Raw genomic sequence first — 22,636 nt, 5'->3', positions numbered from 1 at the left:
TCAGCCCGCGAACCAGCGCACCGGGCGCGGTTCGAGGTTCTGGTAGATGTGCTTCGCCTCGCGGTACTCCGCGAGCCCGGCCGGCCCCAGCTCCCGGCCGACGCCGGACTTGCCGAAGCCGCCCCACTCGGCCTGCGGGAGGTACGGGTGGAAGTCGTTGATCCATACGGTGCCGTGCCGCAGCCGTCCGGCCACCCGCCGCGCCCGCCCGGGATCCGCGCTCCAGACCGCGCCGGCGAGGCCGTACTCGGTGTCGTTGGCGAGGGCGACGGCCTCGTCCTCCGTACGGAACGTCTCGACGGTCAGGACCGGGCCGAAGATCTCCTCGCGTACGACGCGCATCTCGCGGTGGCACTGGTCGAGGACGGTCGGCCGGTAGAAGTAGCCCGCCGCCGGGCGGATGTCGGACGGGTCGGGCCGGAGGCCGCCCGCGCGCAGCACGGCGCCCTCCGCGAGGGCGGACGCCACGTACTCCTCGGTCCTGGCGAGCTGCCGGTCCGAGACAAGCGGTCCGCACTCCACGCCCGGTTCGGTGCCGCGGCCGAGGCGGATACGGCCGGCGCGGCGGGCGAGTTCCGCGACGAAGCGCTCGCGTACGGACTCCTCGACGATGAGGCGCGAGCCGGCGGAGCAGACCTGGCCGCTGTGGATGAACGCGGCGTTCAGGGCCTGGTCGACGGCGGTGTCAAAGCTCTCGTCGGTGGCGCAGGCGTCCGCGAAGACGACGTTGGGGTTCTTGCCGCCGAGTTCGAGCGCGACCTTCTTCACGCCGGGCGCGGCGGCCTGCATCACCTTCGTACCGCTGCTCAGGCCGCCGGTGAACGAGACGAGGTCGACGTCCGGGTGGGCGGACAGCCGGGCACCGACCGGGTCGCCGGCGCCGGTCACGAGGTTGGCGACGCCGGGCGGCAGACCGGCCTCGGCGAGCAGGTCGATGAGGTCGACGGTGGAGAGCGGGGTGATCTCGCTCGGCTTGATCACAAAGGTGTTGCCCGCGGCGAGGGCCGGGGCGATCTTCCAACTGGCCTGGAGCAGCGGGTAGTTCCACGGGGTGATGAGCGCGCAGACCCCGACGGGTTCATGCACGACCACGCTGTGGACGGTGGCGGAACCGGCGTCGACGACCCGGCCGCCGCTCTCGTTCATCACGAGGTCCGCGAAGTACCGGAAGGCGTCGGCGACACAGTCGACGTCGACCCGGCCCTCCTCCAGGGTCTTGCCGGCGTCCCGGCTCTCCAGCAGCGCGATCTTCTCGCGGTTGCGGACGAGCAGCTCGGCGGTCCGGCGCAGCAGCGCCGCCCGTTCGGCCACGGGGGTACGGGGCCAGGGGCCCTCGTCGAACGCCCTGCGCGCGGCGGCGACGGCCGCGTCGGCGTCCTCGGCCCCGCCCTCGGACACGACGGCGAGGACCGTCGCGTCGGCGGGGTCGAGGATGTCACGCGTGGCTCCGGACGCGGCTTCACGCCACTTTCCGTCCACATGAATCGTCTGTTGTGCCGACACGTCGCGCAATGCCTTCCCTTACCGGAATCCCGGTCGGAATGCCGACCGGAACGTTCTCCACCAGCGAGGACTGGGGATTCCGGTGCCTGCCCCGGGGAGCGGAAACCATGCGCATGGCGTGACGGAAAGTGCTCCGGCTCACGTGCCGGAACGACGGGTGCAGGCCGAATGCACGACGCATGCACGACGAGTGCCCCTGGCGGCCTCTCGGCTACCAGGGGCACTAGTCGTACATCCGTACGGTCAGATCAGGCCCAGCTCGCGCACCGCGTCGCGCTCCTCGGCCAGCTCCTTGACGGAGGCGTCGATCCGGGCGCGCGAGAAGTCGTTGATCTCCAGGCCCTGGACGATCTCGTACGCGCCGTCCTTGGTGGTGACGGGGAAGGAGGAGATCAGGCCCTCCGGCACCCCGTACGAACCGTCCGACGGGATACCCATCGAGGTCCAGTCGCCCGCGGCGGTGCCGTTGACCCACGTGTGGACGTGGTCGATGGCCGCGTTGGCGGCGGAGGCGGCCGAGGAGGCGCCACGGGCCTCGATGATCGCCGCGCCGCGCTTGGCGACGGTCGGGATGAAGGTGTCGGCGAGCCACACCTCGTCGTTGACGGTCTCGGCGGCGTTCTTGCCGGCGATCTCCGCGTGGAAGATGTCCGGGTACTGGGTGGCGGAGTGGTTGCCCCAGATCGTCAGCCGCTTGATGTCGGAGACGGCGGAGCCGGTCTTGGCGGCGAGCTGCGAGATGGCGCGGTTGTGGTCGAGGCGCGTCATCGCGGTGAAGCGCTCGGCCGGTACGTCGGGGGCAGCGGACCGGGCGATCAGCGCGTTGGTGTTGGCCGGGTTGCCCACGACGAGGACCTTGATGTCGTCGGCGGCGTGGTCGTTGATGGCCTTGCCCTGCGGCTTGAAGATGCCGCCGTTGGCGGCGAGCAGGTCGCCGCGCTCCATGCCCTTCGTACGGGGGCGGGCGCCGACCAGGAGGGCGACGTTCGCGCCGTCGAAGGCGACGTTCGGGTCATCGGTGATCTCGATGCCGCTGAGCAGCGGGAACGCGCAGTCGTCCAGTTCCATCGCGGTGCCCGCGGCGGCCTTGAGGCCCTGCGGGATCTCAAGGAGACGCAGCTTGACCGGCACATCCGCGCCGAGCAGGTGGCCCGAGGCGATGCGGAAGAGCAGCGCGTAGCCGATCTGGCCGGCCGCGCCGGTGACGGTGACATTCACGGGAGTGCGGGTCATGGCGATCTCCGTAAGACAGCTGGCGGTGGCGGGGGTCCCTGCCCCTGGGTGCGGGACATCTCCCCCGACTCCGACAACCGGCCCATCGCTGGACTGAATCTTGACGTGAAGAGATATCCAGCGGTCAGGCTATCGGACCCGGGCGAGCCGTCACCCACGCCCCCGTTGTGGCACGGCTCACGCACGGCTCACGCACGGGCCTCCGGCGGTTCGTACGGCTCGGCTCGTACGGCTCGCGCGCGAGGTACGGGCCGTCCCCCGGTCACTCCGCCGTCGTGCACCCCTTCGTACCGCTCACGAGCGTCGCGCACGCCTTCGCGCTGTCGGCGTCCGGAACGGCGGCCATGGGCGTGTACGCGTCCGTGGTCGTCTCCACCACGCCGGTCTGCTCCTCGCCGGTGGCCCGGAGCGAGCTGATCCGTACCTCGTCGCCGATCGCCGCCTGCGTGATCCTCGCCCAGGCGGCGCCGCAGGTCTTGCTGTAGCGGACCTCGACCAGCGTCGTACCGACCGTGGCGCTGGAGACGGTCTCGGCGTACTGGCCGCCGCAGCCCATCTCCTCCGGGTCCTCGCCCGTGCAGTCGTCGCCGGAGCACTTCACCCCGTCGGGCAGGACGGGCTTGCTGGTGACCGGGGAGGGGGACGGGGACTGGGCGACGGGCTTGCCGGTGTCGCCGTCACCGCCGAGGTTCAGCGTCAGCAGCGCGCCGCCCGCGACCACCAGCGCGCCGACGACCGCCGCGCCGAAGATCAGCGCGCGACGCCGGCCACGCCCGGGTGCGGCCGGTCCGCCGGGGCCACCGGAGCCACCAGGACCGCCCGGGCCACCCGGGCCGCCTGCCGGGCCTCCCGGCCGGGCCGGGCCGGGGTACGCGCCGGGGGCACCGGCGGCCGGTCCGTACCCGCCGTAACTCTGACCGGGGTACAGCCCCGGCCCCTGCGCCTGGCCGGGCGCGGACGGTCTGGGGCCCCCGGGCCCCCGCTGCTGCGGTACGGCGCCCGAGCCGGGTCCCGCGCCGGGCCTGCCGCCGCGCGCGCCGGCGCCGAAGTCGATGGTCGCGCCTGCCGCCGCCGGCGGGCGTCCACCACGGCCACCGGCACCGGGCTTGGGCCCACCGGGACCGCCGGGACCGCCGACGCCGCCCGGACCCCCGCGCCCCCCGGGACCGCCGCCGGGGCCGCTCACGCTGCCGGCCGCTCCCGGGCTGAACTCGCCGAGCGCCTGCCGCGCCTGGGAGATCCGTATCGCTTCCATCGTCATGTCGTGCCGCATCTCGGAGCGGCTCCAGGCCCGCTCCGCCAGCTCCCACATCGTGATCAGATGCTGCTGATGCGTGCCGGTGACCTCGGCCAGCGCGACGATCGCGCCCTTGGGCGCGAGCAGCCGGCCGTTGAGATACCGCTCCCACGACGTCTTGCTGTAACCGGTCCGGTCGCCCACCGCGGCGATGCTCAGACCACTGCGGTCGACCAGCGCGCGCAACTGAAGCGTGAATTCGCTGACTTCCGGGTCCAGCTCCTCCGGAAGCGCCTTCCAACGAGGCATTCTGCCTCCCCCTTGTCCCCCCGCACGTGCCTGATGTGCCCCGCGCCGTTCATCCCCCTGCCGCCTCCGCGCTCACCGCCCCCGGCTCTCCCCGGCGGAGCCCCACGGCGCTCCGGTCCCCGAGCCGGCCGCGTCAGGGCCGACTCACGTCGGTCCGTACGGTCCACCTCACGGACTACCCACAGGGATGTTCCGAGCCAGGATGCCAGTTCCCTCACCGGCAGCGCATGGAAGCAACCGGAGCCTTCTTCGCGCGCCGTCGCGCGCCCCCGGTCTCGGTCACCGCCTCAGTCTCCCATCCGTTGCCCACTGATCACACCATGGCGGAATGGTCACTTCCGTGCCACAGGCCACATCTGGACCTTGAACTGTCGCTCGCGGTCCGTGACGCTGCTCTCACCGCCATGCAGGACGGCGTCCGTCCTCATCCCGGGGGAGAGGACGGACGCCGTCGCGCACCTGCCGAAGTCACACGCTGAAGTCACGCACCCAAGTCACGCGCCGCTAAGGCACGGTCGAGTGGACGATGTCCTCCAGGAACGGGATCTCCAGCCACGGCTTCGGCTGGGTCATCAGGGACAGCAGCACGATCGTGACGCCGAGCAGGCCGTACGTCAGCATGTCGGTGAAGCGGGACCGGACCGCGAGCATCCCGACGGACGGCAGGACGCGGCGCAGGACCGCGCCGCCGATCAGGGCGACGCCGATGAGGATCGTGCCGATCCGGACGGCCTCGGCGAAGGGGTGCAGACCGACGATCAGCAGCCCGAGCCCGGTCGTGCCGAGCACGGCGAGCAGCGGCCACTGCCGGACCGGCGCGGCGGCGTCGCGGGGGGCGGCCCGGCCGCCGCCCTCGGGGCGCGCCGTGTCCTGGGTGAGCGAGAACCGGCTGCCGGGGTCGTCGCCCGAGCCGGCGCCCGATCCCGCGCCCTGGCCCTGGCCCGTATCGGCGCGCGCGGGCACGGATACGGGTACGGGCTCGGATACGGGTACGGGCGTCGCCCCCGCGCCCTCGTTGGCCTCAGTGGCCCCGGCCGCCTCATCGGTCCCAGCAGCCTCGGCCGCCTCGGCCGTCTTGTCGGTCTCCGCGGGAGCCCCCGCGGAGCCACCGCTCCCGTCGTTCCGCACCGGGTCCTCGGCGGGCTCACGCGGCTGCTCGGCGGGCCCGGCCGCGCCGCCCTCACTCGTACCAGCACCCATGGTGTGGCGCCCCTTTCCGCTTCGGCCCGCGCTCAGCCCGCGTCCGCGTCCGCGTCGACGGTGCGTTCGGCCGCCTCGACGACATTGACCAGCAGCTGGGCGCGGGTCATCGGGCCGACACCGCCCGGGTTCGGCGAGATCCAGGAGGCCACCTCCGCCACGCCCGGGTGGACATCGCCGACGATCTTGCCGTCCGCGTCACGGCTGACCCCGACGTCGAGCACGACGGCGCCCTCCTTGACGTCCTCGGGGTTGATGATGTGCGGCACACCCGCCGCCGCCACGATGATGTCGGCCTGCTTGAGCAGCGCCGGCAGATCACGGGTGCCGGTGTGGCACTGCGTCACCGTCGCGTTCTCGGTCCGCCGGGTCAGCAGCAGCGGGATGGACCGGCCGACGGTGATCCCGCGGCCCACGACCACCACATGCGCGCCCTTGATCTCGACACCGTGGTGACGCAGCAGCTGGATGATGCCGAACGGGGTGCAGGGCAGCGGGCCCTCCACGCCCAGCACCAGCCGGCCGAGGCTCATCGGGTGCAGTCCGTCGGCGTCCTTGGCCGGGTCCATCAGCTCCAGCACCCGGTTGGTGTCGATGCCCTTGGGCAGCGGGAGCTGCACGATGTAGCCCGTGCACTCGGGGTTGGCGTTCAGCTCCGCCACGACCGCCTCGATCTCCTCCTGGGAGGCCGTGTCCGGCAGCTCCCGCTGGATCGAGGCGATGCCGACCTGGGCGCAGTCGCGGTGCTTGCCGTTCACGTACCAGCGGCTGCCCGGGTCGTCGCCGACCAGCAGGGTCCCCAGGCCCGGCGTTATCCCCCGCTCCTTGAGGGCCGCCACGCGGACGGTGAGATCGGACTTGATCGCGGCTGCGGTGGCCTTGCCATCGAGAATCTGGGCGCTCATACCCCCATCCTCGCGGATTACCCCTCCGCTGTTCCAATCAGGCCGGGATCGGACCGCGACCGGGCCGGATCCCGACGGGCCCCGGTCCGGATCCCGGCCGCGTCCGTCGCCGTACCGCACAACAGGTTGCACTTGCACAACAGCTGTCGAAAGCCACTGGACAAGAATGGGCAGTTAATACCACGATTACCGCGCAGCGCGCGGCCGGCAGTGTATCGGGGGGCAGACCGCTCAGTAGCACCTGAGAAGTTCCTCCGTGCGGGTCGCGTCGTCCCCAGCACCACCAACGGAGGAATTACCCCATGAGTTTCGGCGACCCCAACAACCCGTACGGCCAGCAGGGCCAGCCGGGCCAGCCGCAGCCGGGACAGCCCCAGCCCGGTTACGGCTACCCGCAGCAGGCCCCCCAGGGTGTACCGCCGCAGGGTTACGGCTATCCCCAGCAGCCCGGCCAGCCGTACGGCGCCTACCCGCAGGGCCAGCCCGGCTACGGCGGCGGCATGCCGGAACTCGCCCACTGGGGCCTGCGGTTCGGCGGCAAGCTCATCGACGGCCTGCTGTACGTCGTGCCGTACTTCATCCTCGTCGCCGGCGCAAGCTCCGACGGCGGCATCGGCCCGGTCCTCGCCCTGGTCGGCGGGCTCGCCATGCTCGGCATCTTCATCTGGCAGGTGATCCAGGAGGGCTCGACCGGTCAGACGGTCGGCAAGAAGGTCGTGGGCATCCGGCTGCTGCGCGAGAACGACGGCCAGCCGATCGGCGCCGGTATGGCGTTCGTCCGCGGGCTCGCCCACTTCCTGGACAACATCGCCTGCTACATCGGCTGGCTGTGGCCGCTGTGGGACCAGAAGAAGCAGACGTTCGCGGACAAGGTCTGCTCGACGGTGGTCGTCAAGTCCAAGTGACCACCCGGTGACCGAAGCCCGGTCGACGGCACGAAGGCCGCGTTCCCCGGAGGGAACGCGGCCTTCGCCGTAACGAGGCCCGCTCAGTGGAAGAAGTGGCGCGTCCCCGTGAAGTACATCGTCGCGCCCGCCTTCTTCGCCGCCTCGACGACCAGCTCGTCCCGGACCGAACCGCCCGGCTGCACCACGGCCTTGACGCCCGCGGCCAGCAGGATCTCCAGGCCGTCGGGGAACGGGAAGAACGCGTCCGACGCCGCGTACGAGCCCCGCGCCCGCTCCTCCCCCGCCCGCTCGACCGCGAGCTTCGCGGAGTCGACGCGGTTGACCTGGCCCATGCCGACGCCCACCGAGGCACCGCCCTTGGCCAGCAGGATCGCGTTGGACTTGACCGCGCGCGACGCCTTCCACGCGAAGGCCAGTTCGCGCAGCTCGTCCTCGGTGAGCGCCTCGCCGGTCGCGAGGGTCCAGTTGGCCGGGTCGTCGCCGTCGGCCTGGAGCCGGTCGGTGACCTGGAGCAGCGCCCCGCCGTCGATCGGCTTGACCTCGACCCGCGCCGAGGGGGCGTCGGGGCAGCGCAGCACGCGGATGTTCTTCTTGCGCGCCAGCACCTCGACGGCGCCGTCCTCGTAGCCGGGCGCGACGATGACCTCGGTGAAGATCTCGGCGACCTGCTCGGCCATCGCGACGGAGACCGGCCGGTTGACGGCGATCACACCGCCGAACGCGGACAGCGGGTCACACTCGTGCGCCTTGCGGTGCGCCTCGGCGACATCGTCACCGATGGCGATCCCGCACGGGTTGGCGTGCTTGATGATCGCGACGCACGGCTCGGCGTGGTCGTACGCGGCACGGTGCGCGGCGTCCGTGTCCGTGTAGTTGTTGTACGACATCTCCTTGCCGTGCAGCTGCTCGGCCTCCGCGAGACCGCCCTCGGCGCTGGTGTAGAGCGCGGCGGGCTGGTGCGGGTTCTCGCCGTAACGGAGCACGTTCTTACGGGTGTACGTGGCGCCCAGGAAGTCCGGGAAGCCCGAGTCATCCGCTGCCGCGTAGTCGTCGGCGAACCAGGAGGCGACGGCCACGTCGTACGCGGCGGTGTGCTGGAACGCCTCCGCCGCGAGGCGCTTGCGGGTCGTGAGGTCGAAACCGCCGTCCTGGACGGCGCCGAGGACGTCCGCGTACCGCTCGGGGCTGGTGACGACGGCGACCGAGGGGTGGTTCTTGGCGGCGGCGCGGACCATGGAGGGGCCGCCGATGTCGATCTGCTCGACGCACTCGTCGGCGGAGGCGCCGGAGGCGACCGTCTCGCGGAACGGGTAGAGGTTCACGACGACGAGGTCGAACGGCTCGACGTCCAGCTCGGCGAGCTGCTCGCGGTGGGACTCCAGCCGGAGGTCCGCGAGGATGCCCGCGTGGACGCGCGGGTGCAGCGTCTTGACCCGGCCGTCCAGGCACTCCGGGAAGCCGGTCAGCTCCTCGACCTTGGTGACCGGGACACCCGCGGCGGCGATCCGCGACGCGGTGGAGCCGGTCGAGACCAGGGTGACGCCCGCCTCGTGCAGTCCACGGGCCAGCTCTTCGAGGCCGGTCTTGTCGTAGACGCTGACCAGAGCCCTGCGGATAGGGCGCTTCGTACCTTCGGCGGTCACTGGATCGTTACCTTTCGTCCCTCAATGCGATAGCCGTGCCGGGCCAGACGCCCCACGACCTCGACGAGCAGGCGTCGCTCGACTTCCTTGATGCGCTCGTGGAGAGCGTCTTCATCGTCCTCGTCCCGCACCTCGACCACGCCCTGCGCGATGATCGGGCCGGTGTCGACGCCGTCGTCGACGAAGTGGACGGTGCAGCCGGTGACCTTCGCTCCGTAGGCGAGCGCGTCGCGCACACCATGGGCACCGGGAAAGCTGGGGAGCAGGGCGGGATGCGTGTTGACGGTCCGGCCGCCGAAGCGGGCCAGGAACTCCTTGCCCACGATCTTCATGAAGCCGGCCGAGATCACCAGGTCCGGCGCGTACGCCGCGGTCGCGTCGGTGAGCGCGGCGTCCCACTCGGCGCGCGTTCCGTAGTCCTTCACCCGCCGGACGAAGGTCGGCAGCCCGGCGCGCTCGGCGCGCTCCAGACCGGCGATCGCGTCGCGGTCGGCGCCGACGGCGACGACCGTCGCCCCGTAACCGGCGGGGTTGTCACCGATGGCGTCCAGCAGGGCTTGGAGGTTCGTACCGGAGCCGGAGACGAGCACCACGAGCCGGGCGGGCGCGGGGGCGGAGGCCGGGGCGGTAGCCGGGGCAGGGGCCGTCCGGCCGGGGGGAGGGGAGGCCACAGCGGGCGCCTTTCTTGGAGCTTTGTGCGGTCGTACGAACGAGTCGTGCCCCCCGATACGGGGAACTCTACGAAGAAGCCGACCGGCAGCAACGATACCGGCAGCCGGCCGCACCCCCTCGGGACGGGGGCCGCGCCCGGTGCCGGGCGAGGCCCGCGCCCGCGTCGGGCCCGGTGCCCGGCAAGGGGCCCGGCAAGGGGCCTGGACGACAAGTCCTGGGCCGGGAGGTAGCGTCTGGGGACGGGTCCGTCTCCGAGACGGGCCATGAAGTGACGAGACAAGACCCCCGCGCGCAGGGTCTGACGCGCAGGGTCTGAGGGGAAGACGTTCACCAGATGCCGGACCGACGCCGCCGCACAGCTCTCCACCTCCCGCCGCCCGCTGGACCGGTGCTGCTGCCACGGGAACGCCAGTCCTCCTCCACCGGTTCGCCGGGGACCCCGGGCTCCTCGGACTCCTCGGATGCCCCGGAGACCCAGGGTTCGGGGTCCTCCACGGGATCCACAGGGCCTTCGGGATCCTCGCCCGCAGCGCCTTCCGAGCCTTCCGGAAGTACCCGCGAGCCGTCGGGCGCCGGTGAGGACAATCCGTTCGCGCCGCCGCCCGAGGGCACGCCCGACCGGCCGTGGCAGCCGCGCCTCCCGGAGAACGGCGGCTCCGCCGACGACGGCTCCGGCTCCGGCCGGGGCGGCTGGGGCAGCCAGTGGAGCAGCCGCCAGCCGGGCCGCTCGTCGGGCGGTTTCGGCAGCCGCCCCGGCGCCCAGCAGGGCCAGGGCGGCCAGTCCGGCCAGGACGGCGGTCAGGACGGCCCCGACGGCGGTCGCGGCGGGCTGCGCTGGGATCCGACGGACGTGTCCCAGCGCCGGGCGCGGTACGCGCTGCTCGGCGGGATGTGGGCGCTCTTCTTCGTGCTCTTCGACCTGCCCGAGGTCGCCCTGCTCCTCGGCTCGCTCGCCGTCTACTGGGGCGCCAGCTCGCTCCGCAACAAGAACAAACCGAAGGCGGCGGACGCCAAGGACGGCGCGAAGAGCGCGGTCACCGACGGCTCCGCCGGCGCCTCCGGCTCCTCCCCCGCCGCCGTACGCCTGACGAAGACCGCGCCGGACCAGGGCGCCTCCTCATCCACCCGGCCGCAGCGGACGGCGGCGGTGAGCGGTCTGGTCGCCGCCGCGCTCGCGCTGCTCTTCGTCGCGACGACCTTCGGTGTGCGCCTCGCCTACCCGGACTACTACTCCTGCGTCAACGACGCGCTCACCAAGACCGGCCAGCTCTCCTGCAACGAGCTGCTGCCGCACTCGCTGGAGCGGGTCTTCGGCGTCAAGGAGTAACCGCGGGACCTACCACCGGGCTCTCACCTCGCTCTCCCTCCTCCGGCTCCACCGCGGCGGGAGCGGGGGTGGGGGCAGGGGTGGGGGCGGGTGCGGGGGCAGCGGGAGCGGTCGGGGCTTCCGGGGCGGCCGGGAAGTCGGCCATCAGCCCGCCCGACGCCTCCTTGAACGCCGCCCACCGCACCTGACGCGCCCCGCGCTCGTGCCACGCGTCGACGGGCAGGACGTCGTACGGCACCGGCTCCGGACCGCCCGCCACGGCCTGCACGACCGGCCCGGGCCCGGATCCGAACCCCGACCCTGTTACGGGTACGGGTACGACGGCCGGAGCAGCGCCCGGGGGCACGCGGCGCCACCAGGGCGCCCACCACCGGCCGCCGCCCGCCGGACCCGGCTCCCCGGCCTCCGCGACCGCCCGCGCCTCGCTCTCGGCCCCGGGCCCCGTCTCTGGCTCCGCCAGGGCGTCCGCCCGGCGCTCCCGCAGCCGCCAGGTCCGCAGCAGGAGGGCCATCGGCACACCGAGCGCCACCGTCCAGCCCAGCGCCGCCGCGCCCGTCAGCCACCACACCGGGCCGAAGGCCGCCAGCTCGCTGTTGCCCAGCGGCCCGCCCGACAGCGCCGCCAGACTCGCCGTCAGCACGGCGCACACCCCGCCGGCGAGCCCCGCCGTCAGCGCCGTCTCGCGCGCGCTCCACGCCTCGTCCCGTACGGAGTACGGAGGCGCCGCCGTACGGACCGTGAACCAGGCGACCGCCAGCCCCGCCGCCACCGGCACCAGCCCGGCCGCCCAGTTCGCCGCCGTCCCCGGGCCGACGCCCGGCACCGCCGCGAGGAGCGGGAAGGACGGCAGGGCCGGGGTGCCGACGACGCCGAGCGGGGTGGCCGTCGCCGCCGTACCGAGCGCGAAGCCGGGGCCCAGCCCGTACGCCGCGCCCCAGACCGCCGCGTTCGGCACGAGGGCCAGCCCGAGGAGCAGCACGGCGAACCGCCCGGACCAGTCCCCCGCCAGGCTCACGAACGAGGCGTGCGCCGGGTCCATGTGCCGGCCGAGCGACACCCCGACGAGCAGCGCGCCACCGCCCAGCAGCAGCAGGACGGCCGCGGCCCCGGCCCGCCCCGCCACCGCCGTCCGTCTTCGGGCGCCGGGCGACCGCACCGTACGGACCAGCGCCGCCCGGACGGCGCCCGGCAGCCGGCGGGGCAGCGCGCCGCGCCGCCGGCCGCCCGCCCGCCATGCCCCGGCCGCCGAGGACGCCAGCACGAGGAGCGGCAGCGCGACGGCCGCGCGCGACGGCCGCCCGATCAGCGGACCGCTCGCCGCGAAGACCACGGCGGCGGCCCCGACCAGCAGATATCCGCCGCACACCGTGGACACCGCGCCGAACGCGGTGAGCCGCGGCCGCCCCTCGTCCGGTTCGAGTGTGTCCCGCACCGTCCGGTACACCAGCCAGACCGGCAGGGCGAGGAGGAGTATCGGCACGACACCGAGCGGCGCCGGGGTCCCTGACAGGGTGTCGGGGCGGATCAGCTCGACCCCGTGCGCCAGCAGCCAGAGCCCGGCCGTCACCCGCAGGGCCCCACCGGCGCCGCTGTCCGGATACGGCGAGATGATCCACGCCGCCATGACCAGCACGGCGAGCGCGCCGAGCCCGAGGCCGGCGGCGATGGCTCCACGGAGGAAGGCGGCGGTCAGCGCGGCGGCCCGGCCCCGCTCCACCGCGGAGGCCGAAGACAACGGCGTGCTGCACTCGGTCAATTGGGTCACAAGGTCATGCTGCCCACGACACGCGCCGTATCCACGTAACAGGCGAATACTCGCCGTGTCGACCAATATACGTTTATGTGCTTTTTTACCCAGTATCGCGCTGTGGGGAGCCCTACATGACGCAGAACACCACGCGGAGCGCCACGCTGCCGCCTCCCGAGGAGCGCCGCAGGCTGCGTGAGGCCAAGCCGCTGACGGAGAAGCAGATCGCGACGGCGGTGGGCGTCACGCGGTCGACGATCAGGTCCTGGGAGACCGGCCGTACGAATCCCCGGGGCCGTAAGCGGGAGTCGTACGCGAAGCTGCTCGCCGGGATCGAGCTGGAGCTGCTGGAGCGGGCGGCGCTGGCCCGCAGAACGGAACGGGCGGCGGTGAAGGCGGCTCAGGAACGGACGGCGGCCCGTCTCCTGAACACCCACGGCGCACCGCTCCAGGACCACCCCGAGCAGCACCCGGACCAGCACCCGGGGTCGCACCCGGAGCCGCGCGCCGAGCCGGCCGCGGAACCGGCGGCGCGACCGGTGACCGCCGCGGCCGTGCTCGTGGCGCCTGCCGACAGCGGAGCTGAGGCGGTGTCAGCGTCATCGGCGGAGTCGGTCATCGCCGCCGAAGCGGAGGCGGAGGCAGCGGCAGCAGTGGCGGCGGCGGTGGAAGCGGCGGCGGTGGCCGAAGCCGAGGCCGCCGCGCGGGCCGCCGAAGCCAAGGCCGCCGCCCTGGCCGCCCTCGCCGCCGCGACCACCCCCGAGCAGGCGTTCGACGTGCTGTACACGTACACCGGGCCCGCCCTTGCCCGCCAGACATTCCTGCTCACCGGACGGCGCGCCCTGTCCAAGGAGTCCGTCGAGCAGGCGTTCCATCTGGCCTGGCAGCGCTGGCCGGAGGTCGCCGTGGACCGCGATCCGCCGGGCTGGGTACGGGTCGCCGCGTACGAGTACGCGATGTCGCCCTGGCACTCGATGCGCCGCGCCCACCGGCACCCCGATCCGGCGACCCCCGGCGAACTCCAGGGCCCCGGCGCCCGGGCACTGCACGAGGCGCTGCTCGCGCTGCCGCCCTCGTACCGCCGGACGCTGCTGCTCTACGACGGTCTGCGGCTCGATCTGCCGGAGACCGCCGCCGAGACCGAGGCGAGCACCCCGGCCACCGTCAACCGGCTGATGCACGCCCGCGCCGCGCTCGCCGCGCACCTGCCGGAGCTGGCGGATCCGGCGCTGCTGCACGCGCGCCTCGACGCGCTGGCGGGCGCGGTCACCCCGCCGTCGCTCGCGCCGCCGGGGACCGTACGGACGCGCAGCGAGCGGCGGATCCGGCTCTGGACGCGGGCCGCCATCTCGTTCACCACGCTGATCGTCGGCGCCACGGCCTTCACCGTGACCACCGCCCCGACCCAGTACCACGCGCCGGTGGCCGCGGGTGAGCGGGTCGGCGGAGTCCCCGCCGCGGCCGGTCCGCAGCGGCTGACCCGGCAGGACGTGAAGCTCCGCGCCCATCTCCGCGCCCAGCCGGCGAACGGCCCGTACCGCCTCTTGCCGCGCCCGGAGTGACGGAATAACCGGAGCAAGCCGTCCGGCGCGGCGCACGGCGAAACGCGCGTGGGCCCGTACCCCCCGAAAGGAGTACGGGCCCACGCGCGAGTGCCGTGACCCGGGCCCTGGCCCGGGCCGCTGCCGTGCCCGGTGTCAGCCGGCGAGGATGGCGCGGGCGAGCCCGGCCGTCTCGGTCGGCGTCTTGCCGACCTTCACACCGGCGGCCTCCAGGGCCTCCTTCTTCGCCTGGGCCGTGCCGGAGGAGCCGGAGACGATGGCGCCGGCGTGGCCCATGGTCTTGCCCTCGGGCGCGGTGAAGCCCGCGACGTAGCCGACGACCGGCTTGGTGACGTTCTTCGCGATGAAGTCGGCCGCGCGCTCCTCGGCGTCGCCGCCGATCTCGCCGATCATCACGATGAGGTCGGTCTCGGGGTCGGCCTCGAACGCGGCGAGCGCGTCGATGTGCGTCGTACCGATGACCGGGTCGCCACCGATGCCGACGGCCGAGGAGAAGCCGATGTCGCGCAGCTCGTACATCATCTGGTAGGTCAGCGTGCCGGACTTGGACACGAGACCGATCCGGCCGGGCTTGGTGATGTCGCCCGGGATGATGCCGGCGTTGGACTGACCGGGGGTGATCAGACCGGGGCAGTTCGGACCGATGATGCGGGTCTTGTTGCCCTTGCTGCTCGCGTACGCCCAGAAGGCGGCGGAGTCGTGGACCGCGATGCCCTCGGTGATGACGACGACCAGCCCGATCTCGGCGTCGATCGCCTCGACGACGGCGGCCTTGGCGAAGGCCGGCGGCACGAAGACGACGGAGACGTCGGCGCCGGTCTTCTCGATGGCCTCGGCCACCGAGCCGAAGACGGGTACGGAGGTCTCGCCGAACTCGACCGACGTACCGGCCTTACGGGGGTTCACGCCGCCGACGATGTTGGTGCCGTCGGCGAGCATGAGCTTGGTGTGCTTCATGCCGGTGGCGCCGGTCATCCCCTGGACGATGACCTTGCTTTCCTTGGTCAGGAAAATAGCCATGGTGTTGGAGTCCCTGTCCTTTTACTTGGCCGCGGCCAGCTCGGCGGCCTTGTCGGCCGCGCCGTCCATGGTGTCCACGCGCTGCACGAGCGGGTGGTTGGCGTCGGACAGGATCTTGCGACCCAGCTCCGCGTTGTTGCCGTCGAGCCGCACGACCAGCGGCTTCTCGACCTTCTCGCCCTTGCTGGCGAGCAGCTCCAGCGCCTGGACGATGCCGTTGGCGACCTCGTCGCACGCGGTGATGCCACCGAAGACGTTGACGAACACGGACTTGACGTCCGGGTCGCCGAGGATGATCTCCAGGCCGTTCGCCATGACCTCGGCGGAGGCGCCGCCACCGATGTCGAGGAAGTTGGCGGGCTTCACGCCGCCGTGCGCCTCACCGGCGTACGCGACGACGTCGAGGGTCGACATGACCAGACCCGCGCCGTTGCCGATGATGCCGACCTCGCCGTCGAGCTTGACGTAGTTGAGGTTCTTCACCTTGGCGGCGGCCTCCAGCGGGTTCGCCGCGGCCTTGTCCTCCAGCGCCTCGTGCTCCGGCTGGCGGAACTCGGCGTTCTCGTCCAGCGAGACCTTGCCGTCGAGCGCGATGATCTTGCCGTCGCCGGACTTGATCAGCGGGTTGACCTCGACAAGGAGGGCGTCCTCCTTGATGAAGACCGTCCACAGCTTCTGGAGCACGTCCGCGACCTGGTCCGCGATCTCGGCCGGGAACTTCGCGGCGGCGACGATCTCGGCGGCCTTCTCGGGCGTGCAGCCCTCGTTGGCATCGACCGGGATCTTGGCCAGCGCGTCGGGGTTCTCCTCCGCGACGACCTCGATCTCCACGCCGCCCTCGACGGAGGCCATGGCGAGGAAGGTGCGGTTGGTGCGGTCCAGCAGGAAGGAGACGTAGTACTCCTCCGCGATGTCCGCGGTCTGGGCGAGCATGACCTTGTGGACCGTGTGGCCCTTGATGTCCATGCCCAGGATCTGACCGGCCTTCTCGACCGCGTCCGCCGCGTCGGAGGCCAGCTTCACGCCGCCGGCCTTTCCGCGGCCACCGACCTTGACCTGCGCCTTGACGACGGCCTTGCCGCCGAGACGCTCGGTCACCTCGCGGGCGGCCTCAGGCGTTTCGATGACTTCACCGGCCAGCACCGGTACACCGTGCTTGGCGAAGAGGTCCCTCGCCTGATACTCGAACAGGTCCACGCGCGTCCGTCCCTTGTCTTCTTAAAACCGCAGCCTGGTGATCGCGGGTTCGTTGTCTGCGTGGGCGTGCCGCGAAGGGCAACGTGACTGCACTGTCACTGAGGGAGGCGTACACGCTGTCCGGTACGCGGCATGTCCGCCTCGCAGGTTATCCCCGTGCGCCGTGGGTCCCTAAATCGCGGATCACACATGAGCGGTGATACCTGTCACAGAGCGGTGATACCCGTCACATCGCGCCTTCACAGATCGGTGTCCGGTACAGGAATCGGGCGTTTCTCCAGCGCCGCCGCCATCACCTCCGGGAAGCGGTCCGGCGTGCACGCGAAGGCGGGCACCCCCAGCGCGGCGAGGGCCGCCGCGTGCGCGCGGTCGTAGGCGGGCGTCCCCTCGTCCGAGAGCGCGAGCAGCGCCACGACCTCCACGCCGGACGCCTTCATCTCCGCGACCCGCGCGGTCATCCCGTCGCGTATCCCCCCTTCGTAGAGATCGCTGATGAGTACGACGACGGTGTCCGCCGGACGGGTGATCCTGGAGCGGCAGTACGTAAGCGCCCGGTTGATGTCGGTGCCACCGCCGAGCCGGGTGCCGAAGAGCACGTCGACGGGGTCGGCGAGCTGATCGGTGAGGTCGGCGACGGCGGTGTCGAAGACGACGAGCCGAGTGGCCAGGGACCCCATGGAGGCCAGGACCGCGCCGAAGACGGCGGCGTGGACGACGGAGGCGGCCATCGACCCGGACTGGTCGACGCAGAGGATGATCTCCTTGCGCACCGCCCGGGAGGACCGGCCGTGTCCGACGAGCCGTTCGGGGACGATCGTGCCGCGCTCCGGCAGCCGGTTCTTGAGGTTGGCGCGGATCGTCCGGTCCCAGTCGATGTCCCGGTGGCGCGGTCGGCTGATCCGCGCGGAGCGGTCGAGCGCGCCGCCGAGCGTGGTGCGGGTACGGGCGGCGAGCCGCCGTTCGAGGTCCTGGACGACCTGGCGGACGACGGCGCGGGCGGTCTCCCGGGTGGTCTCGGGCATGGCCCTGCCGAGCGAGAGCAGGGTGGCGACGAGATGGACGTCGGGCTCGACCGCCGCCAGGGTCTCGGGCTCCAGCAGCAGCGAGGCGAGACCGAGCCGGTCGATCGCGTCGCGCTGCATGACCTGGACGACGGTGCTCGGGAAGTACGTACGGATGTCGCCGAGCCAGCGCGCCACGGACGGCGCCGATCCGCCGAGACCGCCGGCCCGGCCGCCCCCGGCCGCCCGGCCTCCCCCGGCGGTGGGGCCGGGACCGGAGCCCGGGCCGGGGCTCCCTGTCCCGTTTCCCGCTCCGTACAGGGCGGTCAGCGCGCCGTCCATCGCCGCGTCCGTGCCGGTGAGGGCGTGTCCCGTCCCGTCGGCGCCGTCCCCGCCGAGCACCATCCGCCAGCGGCGCAGCCGCTCTTCCCGCACGTCCGGGTCCGTGGTCATCCCGTCACCTCCGCGAGATCGTGGGTCCTGTCGAGGATGAGCGTGAGGAGCGGCATTACGGCGTCGGCGCGGCCCTCGTCCAGGCCGGGGCCGAAGCCCGGCGCGCCGGGCCCGTGCCCGGCCGGGCCCCCGGCGCCGCCCGGCCCGCGCCGTACGCGCTCGCCCAGCGCGCGGCGTACGCCCGGTTCGTACGCGGAGAACGTGCGTCGCAGCAGCGGCAGTACGTCCGTGAAGGCGCCGGGCGCCACCCCGGTCAGCCAGGCGTCGACGAGGCCGAGAAGGCGTTCGTCGTGGACCAGGATCAGGCCGCCGCCCGGCGCGCCGCCCAGGAAGCCCTCCATCCAGGCGGCGGCCTCCGGGGGCGGGACGCCGGGCGACAGGGCGAGCCCCATCAGAACGGCGGCCCGGTCCCGGTCGAGTCGCCCGTCGTCCAGCAGCAGGCGGACGGCCCGGCCCCGGATCCCGCCGGACACGGTGTCCCGTTCCGCGAGTCTGTGGAGGACGCCCTCCCAGCGCCCTCGCAGCCCGGCGGCCTCCCCGGCCCGGTCCTGGCCGCCGGTCAGCAGGCCGATGGCGGTGTGTGCGCGGTCGAGATGGCCGCGCATCTCGGCGGCGCCGTCCGCGTCGAGCCCGGCGCAGGCGGGCGGCAGCCCCACACAGACGCGTTCCGCGAGCCCGGCCGCGACCTCCGCGAGAGCCGCGGTGCCGGTACCGCTGCCGGTCTTGGCGCCGGTCCCGGTCCGTACGTCTCCGTACCGCGCCGCGCGGGCCAGTGCCGGCAGCGCCCGTGCGAGGCGGCCGACATCGGTGTCCAGGGCGGCCCGGTCCGCGAGGGCCCGCATGACGACGGGGAGGGCGTCCGGCAGCGCGGCCGGGAGGCAGCTCTCGGCCAGCGCCGTGACCTCCGCGAGCGTGACCGCCGAGCGGGCCAGGGACTCCGCCCTGGCGGTCGCGGCGGCGAGCACGGTCGTGCCCCAGACGCCGGCTTCCGCGACCCGTACGGCGAGTTCGGGCTCCCAGCGCAGCCGCCAGCCCTCCCGGAAGGTGCCGGTGCCCGTCCTGCCTTCGGCGGGCTCGCCCCAGCCGACGCCGAGCAGCCGCAGCCGGTGCAGCAGCGCGCTCTTCGCCGCGTCGCCCTCCTTACGGAGGTCGAGGTCAAGCTCGCGCTCCCCGGCCTGCGGCTTGAGGCGCAGGGAGCGCTGGAGCCGGGTGAGATCGCGCTGAAGCGGCACGGCGGGCGCCGTGTCGGGGACCTCACCGAGCACATCACCGACGACGAGCCGCTCCTTGATGAGCCCGACCGGCACGTCGGAGCCCTCGCACAGGACGGCCCGGACCGCGTCCATGGTCTCGGCCAACCCGGCGAGCGGCCGGCCGCGCAGGGCGGCGAGGGCCTCGGCGAGCCGTACGGCCTCGATGACATGGGCGGGCGACACGGGGTGGTCCTCCTCGCGCAGCAGCCCCGCGACCTTCGTGAGCCAGCGCTCCACGGGCCGGTCGGGCGCGTCGAAGAGATGCCCGTACCAGCCGGGGGCGTCGATGCCCGCGCCGTAACCGCTGCGGCGGGCCAGCCTGCGGTGGGTCCAGGGCACCCAGGTGATGTCGGTCCTGACCTTCGGCAGCCCCTTCAACAGGGCGCGGTCGGCGGCGAGGGTGGTCCGCTCGCGCAGCGCGGGCACATGCCAGGCGCCGCAGACGACGGCGACCGCCGCGTCGCCGTGCTCCGCGAACTCCTTGCGCGCCGAACGCAACTGAAGCCGCATATGGGCCTCGCGGACCCGATCGCGCGCGGATCCGCCGTCGCCGTACTCCTCGCGCAGCGCGGACATCGCCTCGGCGACGGCGTCGAACGGCGCGAAGGGGCCGCCGGACCCGGTCCCCGGCCCCCGGTGCTCGACGGCGTCCTCCCACCAGGTCTCCGGGCTGTCGTGACCGGCGGCAGCCGCGAGCGCGGCGAGCGGATCGGGCCCGCCGTCGTCACCCGGGCCGTCCGGCGCGGGCCCGGCCGCCAGGGAGTGCGCGGCCGGCAGATCGATGAACCGGGCCGGTACGCCGTGGTCCAGCGCCCAGCGCAGGGCGACCCACTCCGGGGAGAACGCGGCCAGCGGCCAGAACACGGCGCGCCCCGGATCGTCCACGGCGTGCGCCAGGAGCGCCACCGGGGGCCGCATGGCCCGGTCGGCGGCGAGCGCGAGCAGCGGATCCGCCTCGGGCGGCCCCTCGATCAGGACGACCCGGGGCGCGCCCGCGTCGAGCGCGGCCCGGACCGCCCGCGCGGAGCCGGGGCCGTGGTGCCTGACCCCGAGTAGCAGCGGCCCGCGCGCGGTGGTCACGCGCCGGCCTCGCGGCAGGCTCGGTAGAAGTCCTGCCAGCCGTCGCGCTCGCGGACGACCGTCTCCACGTACTCCCGCCAGATCACCCGGTCCGCCGCCGGATCGCGGACGACCGCGCCGAGGATGCCCGCCGCCAGGTCGCCGGGGCGCAGCACACCGTCACCGAAGTGGGCGGCGAGGGCGAGGCCGTTGGTGACGACGGAGATCGCCTCGGCGGTGGAGAGCGTCCCCGAAGGGGACTTGAGCCTCGTGCGGCCGTCGGCCGTGACGCCGGCGCGCAGTTCGCGGAAGACCGTGACGACCCGGCGGATCTCGTCGATGCCCTCGGGCCCGCCCGGCAGACCGAGCGAGCGCCCCAGCTGGTCGACACGGCGCGCGACGATGCCGACCTCCGCCTCCGGGTCGGCGGGGAGCGGCAGGACGACGGTGTTGAACCGGCGGCGGAGCGCGCTGGACAGCTCGTTGACCCCGCGGTCCCGGTCGTTGGCCGTCGCGATCAGGTTGAAGCCGCGGACGGCCCGCACCTCCTGCCCCAGCTCGGGCACCGGCAGGGTCTTCTCGGAGAGGATCGTGATGAGCGAGTCCTGCACATCGGCGGGGATACGCGTCAGCTCCTCGACGCGCGCGGTCATCCCCTCCGCCATGGCCCGCAGCACCGGGCTGGGGACGAGCGCGGCGCGGCTGGGGCCTTCGGCGAGGAGCCGCGCGTAGTTCCAGCCGTACCGGATCGCCTCCTCGGGTGTGCCCGCGGTGCCCTGGACGAGCAGCGTCGAGTCACCGCTGACGGCCGCCGCGAGATGTTCGGAGACCCAGGTCTTGGCCGTGCCCGGCACGCCGAGGAGCAGCAGCGCCCGGTCGGTGGCGAGGGTGGTGACGGCGACTTCGACGATCCGGCGCGGTCCCACGTACTTCGGTGTGATCAGCGTCCCGCCGGGCAGGGTGCCGCCGAGCAGATAGGTGGCCACGGCCCAGGGCGACAGCCGCCAGCCGGCGGGCCGCGGCCGGTCGTCGGCGGCGGCCAGGGCCGTCAGCTCATCGGCGAACGCGTCCTCGGCGTGCGGGCGCAGGATCTCGGCGCCGGTCTGGGGCTCGGTTCGGGTGTCGGTCTGGGTGTCGGTTTGGGCGTCGGACTGGGTCTGGGTCACGGTCATGGTTCCCCCTCCGGATCGTTCGACCCGATGTGGGTTTCCACGGTGCACCACGCCACTGACAATCGGCCGTATCCGCAGGTCAGAGCGATTGTCAGTGGGGGGCTCTAACGTCGTGGACATGAATCTGACGGGGGAACGGCGGGCCGCGCGGATCACGGCGGGCGCGACGGAGTTGGAGCGGCGGCTGACGGATCTGCTGCGCGGCGGGCTGGCCGCGGGGCAGCAGTCGGGGGACGGGATGTGGGAGGAGACGGCGGCCCGGATGGTCGACGCGCAGGCGCCCGGGCTGGCGGGCCGGGTGCGGGAGTTGGGGGCGATCCCCGGCTCGGGGCCCGGGTGGCCGGCGCGGCTGCTGGAGGAGTCCGCGCTGCTGCATCTGCTGAGCACGGCATGGCAGGGCCGCGACCGGCTGCCGGAGCCGCTGGCGGCCACGGTCCGCACCCGGGTCGGCCTCCCCTCGTCCGCCGGGGGCCCGCCGGTCCGGGACCACTGGCTGGTGCTCGCGCGGTACGACACGTCGGACGGCAGGCTCGTCACGCGCCGGATCCGGCTGTACGGACGGGATTCGGGGCGCTCGGCGCTGGTGCTCTCGTTCGGCGCGGGGGGCCGGGCCCCGGCGCTGGAGCTGCCGGTGGGCCTGATGATCGACGCCGAGATCGTGCCGCACCCGGGCGCCGGGCAGCTCCGGGCCGACTGGGGTGAGCGGTTCGGCGCGCCGGCCCCCATCGTGGAGCCGCCGCCCGGCGGTTCCACGGAGGCGGCGATCGAGGCGTACGGCGCGGCGCTGCTGACCGATCCCTGGCTGGACGCACTGCCGGTGACGCTGTGCCAGGTCGTGCCGGTGCCGGGGGCCGGGGGCGGCTGGCAGCTGGCGGACGCGGTGGGCGGCGCCGCGCTGCCCCTCGCGTCGGCGGGGCTGTCCCGCTCCGGGCTGTGGAAGCTCGCGGCGCTCTCCGGCGGCGGACCGGTCACCGTCTTCGGCGAGTTCGGCCACCGCGGCTTCCTTCCGCTGACGGCCTGGGCCGAGGACATACCGGGACCGGTGCCGCTCACCTGACCTAGACGAGTAAGTCCGAAGTAGCGTCGTCCGCCCCTGGGGCGGGCCCGGCGGTGTCCGGTGCGTGCGATCGCAAGGCGCCGGGGTGCCCTCGTAGCGGAGCTACTAGGGCATTTCGGGAACGCGGCGAGCGTGCGTGCTGGGCGCCGCCGGGCAGACGGGACTTCGGACTTACTCG

17 protein-coding genes are annotated in these 22,636 nt (G+C 73.4%); 4 read left to right on the top strand and 13 right to left on the bottom strand.

All coding sequences use genetic code 11. The features are described 5' to 3' along the window. From DVK44_RS21550 to DVK44_RS21530, 5 genes are all read right to left on the bottom strand, one after another. A complete protein-coding gene (locus tag DVK44_RS21550; protein WP_114661135.1) occupies positions 1–1,503 on the bottom strand; it encodes an aldehyde dehydrogenase family protein in 1,503 nt (500 codons plus the stop codon). A gap of 243 nt (positions 1,504–1,746) precedes the next feature. Further along, positions 1,747–2,736: a malate dehydrogenase gene (locus DVK44_RS21545; protein ID WP_114661134.1), complete on the bottom strand. Its 990-nt coding sequence runs from the start codon at positions 2,734–2,736 to the stop codon at positions 1,747–1,749. A 262-nt stretch (positions 2,737–2,998) separates the two neighbouring features. Further along, a complete protein-coding gene (locus DVK44_RS21540) occupies positions 2,999–4,282 on the bottom strand; it encodes an XRE family transcriptional regulator (protein WP_114661133.1) in 1,284 nt (427 codons plus the stop codon). Between the two features lie 504 nt (positions 4,283–4,786). After that, on the bottom strand, positions 4,787–5,482 hold the full coding sequence (locus DVK44_RS21535; RefSeq protein WP_114661132.1) for a DUF3017 domain-containing protein: 696 nt from the start codon (positions 5,480–5,482) through the stop codon (positions 4,787–4,789). Between the two features lie 32 nt (positions 5,483–5,514). After that, positions 5,515–6,387, bottom strand: a complete 873-nt coding sequence (locus tag DVK44_RS21530) for a bifunctional methylenetetrahydrofolate dehydrogenase/methenyltetrahydrofolate cyclohydrolase (RefSeq protein WP_114661131.1) — start codon at positions 6,385–6,387, stop codon at positions 5,515–5,517. A 302-nt stretch (positions 6,388–6,689) separates the two neighbouring features. On the opposite strand from DVK44_RS21530, the gene DVK44_RS21525 reads away from it, so the two are divergent. Next, the gene (locus DVK44_RS21525) at positions 6,690–7,292 is read left to right on the top strand and encodes an RDD family protein (RefSeq protein ID WP_114661130.1); all 603 of its coding nucleotides are present in this window, start codon (positions 6,690–6,692) and stop codon (positions 7,290–7,292) included. Positions 7,293–7,375: 83 nt separating this feature from the next. Here DVK44_RS21525 and purH read toward each other — a convergent pair whose 3' ends face one another. Then, entirely contained in the window at positions 7,376–8,938 is a 1,563-nt protein-coding gene (gene purH, locus DVK44_RS21520) for a bifunctional phosphoribosylaminoimidazolecarboxamide formyltransferase/IMP cyclohydrolase (protein ID WP_114661129.1), read from the bottom strand. Further along, the gene (gene purN, locus DVK44_RS21515; RefSeq protein ID WP_228447655.1) at positions 8,935–9,531 is read right to left on the bottom strand and encodes a phosphoribosylglycinamide formyltransferase; all 597 of its coding nucleotides are present in this window, start codon (positions 9,529–9,531) and stop codon (positions 8,935–8,937) included. The genes purH and purN overlap by 4 nt, the downstream gene beginning before the upstream one ends. Positions 9,532–9,944: 413 nt before the next feature. Here purN and DVK44_RS21510 point away from each other — a divergent pair, with 413 nt between their 5' ends. Then, on the top strand, positions 9,945–10,937 hold the full coding sequence (locus tag DVK44_RS21510; protein WP_114661127.1) for a hypothetical protein: 993 nt from the start codon (positions 9,945–9,947) through the stop codon (positions 10,935–10,937). Here DVK44_RS21510 and DVK44_RS21505 read toward each other — a convergent pair. Further along, complete coding sequence (locus tag DVK44_RS21505; protein WP_228447302.1) at positions 10,927–12,702, bottom strand: cell division protein PerM; 1,776 nt, start codon at positions 12,700–12,702, stop codon at positions 10,927–10,929. The two genes, DVK44_RS21510 and DVK44_RS21505, sit on opposite strands and share 11 nt — an antisense overlap. Positions 12,703–12,818: 116 nt before the next feature. On the opposite strand from DVK44_RS21505, the gene DVK44_RS21500 reads away from it, so the two are divergent. After that, positions 12,819–14,246, top strand: a complete 1,428-nt coding sequence (locus tag DVK44_RS21500; RefSeq protein ID WP_114661125.1) for a helix-turn-helix domain-containing protein — start codon at positions 12,819–12,821, stop codon at positions 14,244–14,246. Positions 14,247–14,381: 135 nt separating this feature from the next. Here the strand turns inward: DVK44_RS21500 and sucD are convergent, their stop codons facing one another. The 5 genes from sucD to DVK44_RS21475 all read right to left on the bottom strand — a co-directional run bounded on the left by sucD (position 14,382) and on the right by DVK44_RS21475 (position 21,401). Next, positions 14,382–15,266, bottom strand: coding sequence for a succinate--CoA ligase subunit alpha (sucD, locus tag DVK44_RS21495; protein WP_114661124.1), 885 nt, complete (start codon positions 15,264–15,266; stop codon positions 14,382–14,384). A gap of 21 nt (positions 15,267–15,287) precedes the next feature. Further along, positions 15,288–16,463, bottom strand: coding sequence for an ADP-forming succinate--CoA ligase subunit beta (gene sucC, locus DVK44_RS21490; RefSeq protein WP_114661123.1), 1,176 nt, complete (start codon positions 16,461–16,463; stop codon positions 15,288–15,290). 239 nt (positions 16,464–16,702) lie between these two features. Continuing rightward, on the bottom strand, positions 16,703–17,917 hold the full coding sequence (locus DVK44_RS21485; protein ID WP_114661122.1) for a VWA domain-containing protein: 1,215 nt from the start codon (positions 17,915–17,917) through the stop codon (positions 16,703–16,705). Then, a complete protein-coding gene (locus DVK44_RS21480; protein WP_114661121.1) occupies positions 17,914–20,250 on the bottom strand; it encodes a DUF5682 family protein in 2,337 nt (778 codons plus the stop codon). The genes DVK44_RS21485 and DVK44_RS21480 overlap by 4 nt, the downstream gene beginning before the upstream one ends. Next, entirely contained in the window at positions 20,247–21,401 is a 1,155-nt protein-coding gene (locus tag DVK44_RS21475; protein WP_228447301.1) for an ATP-binding protein, read from the bottom strand. Before DVK44_RS21475 ends, DVK44_RS21480 begins: the two co-directional genes overlap by 4 nt. On the opposite strand from DVK44_RS21475, the gene DVK44_RS21470 reads away from it, so the two are divergent. Next, positions 21,400–22,458: a hypothetical protein gene (locus tag DVK44_RS21470; RefSeq protein ID WP_408055342.1), complete on the top strand. Its 1,059-nt coding sequence runs from the start codon at positions 21,400–21,402 to the stop codon at positions 22,456–22,458. The two genes, DVK44_RS21475 and DVK44_RS21470, sit on opposite strands and share 2 nt — an antisense overlap. Positions 22,459–22,636 lie beyond the last annotated feature (178 nt).

The organism is Streptomyces paludis (assembly GCF_003344965.1).
Lineage (GTDB): Bacteria > Actinomycetota > Actinomycetes > Streptomycetales > Streptomycetaceae > Streptomyces > Streptomyces paludis.
This window is presented reverse-complemented; position numbering and strand designations above follow the sequence as displayed.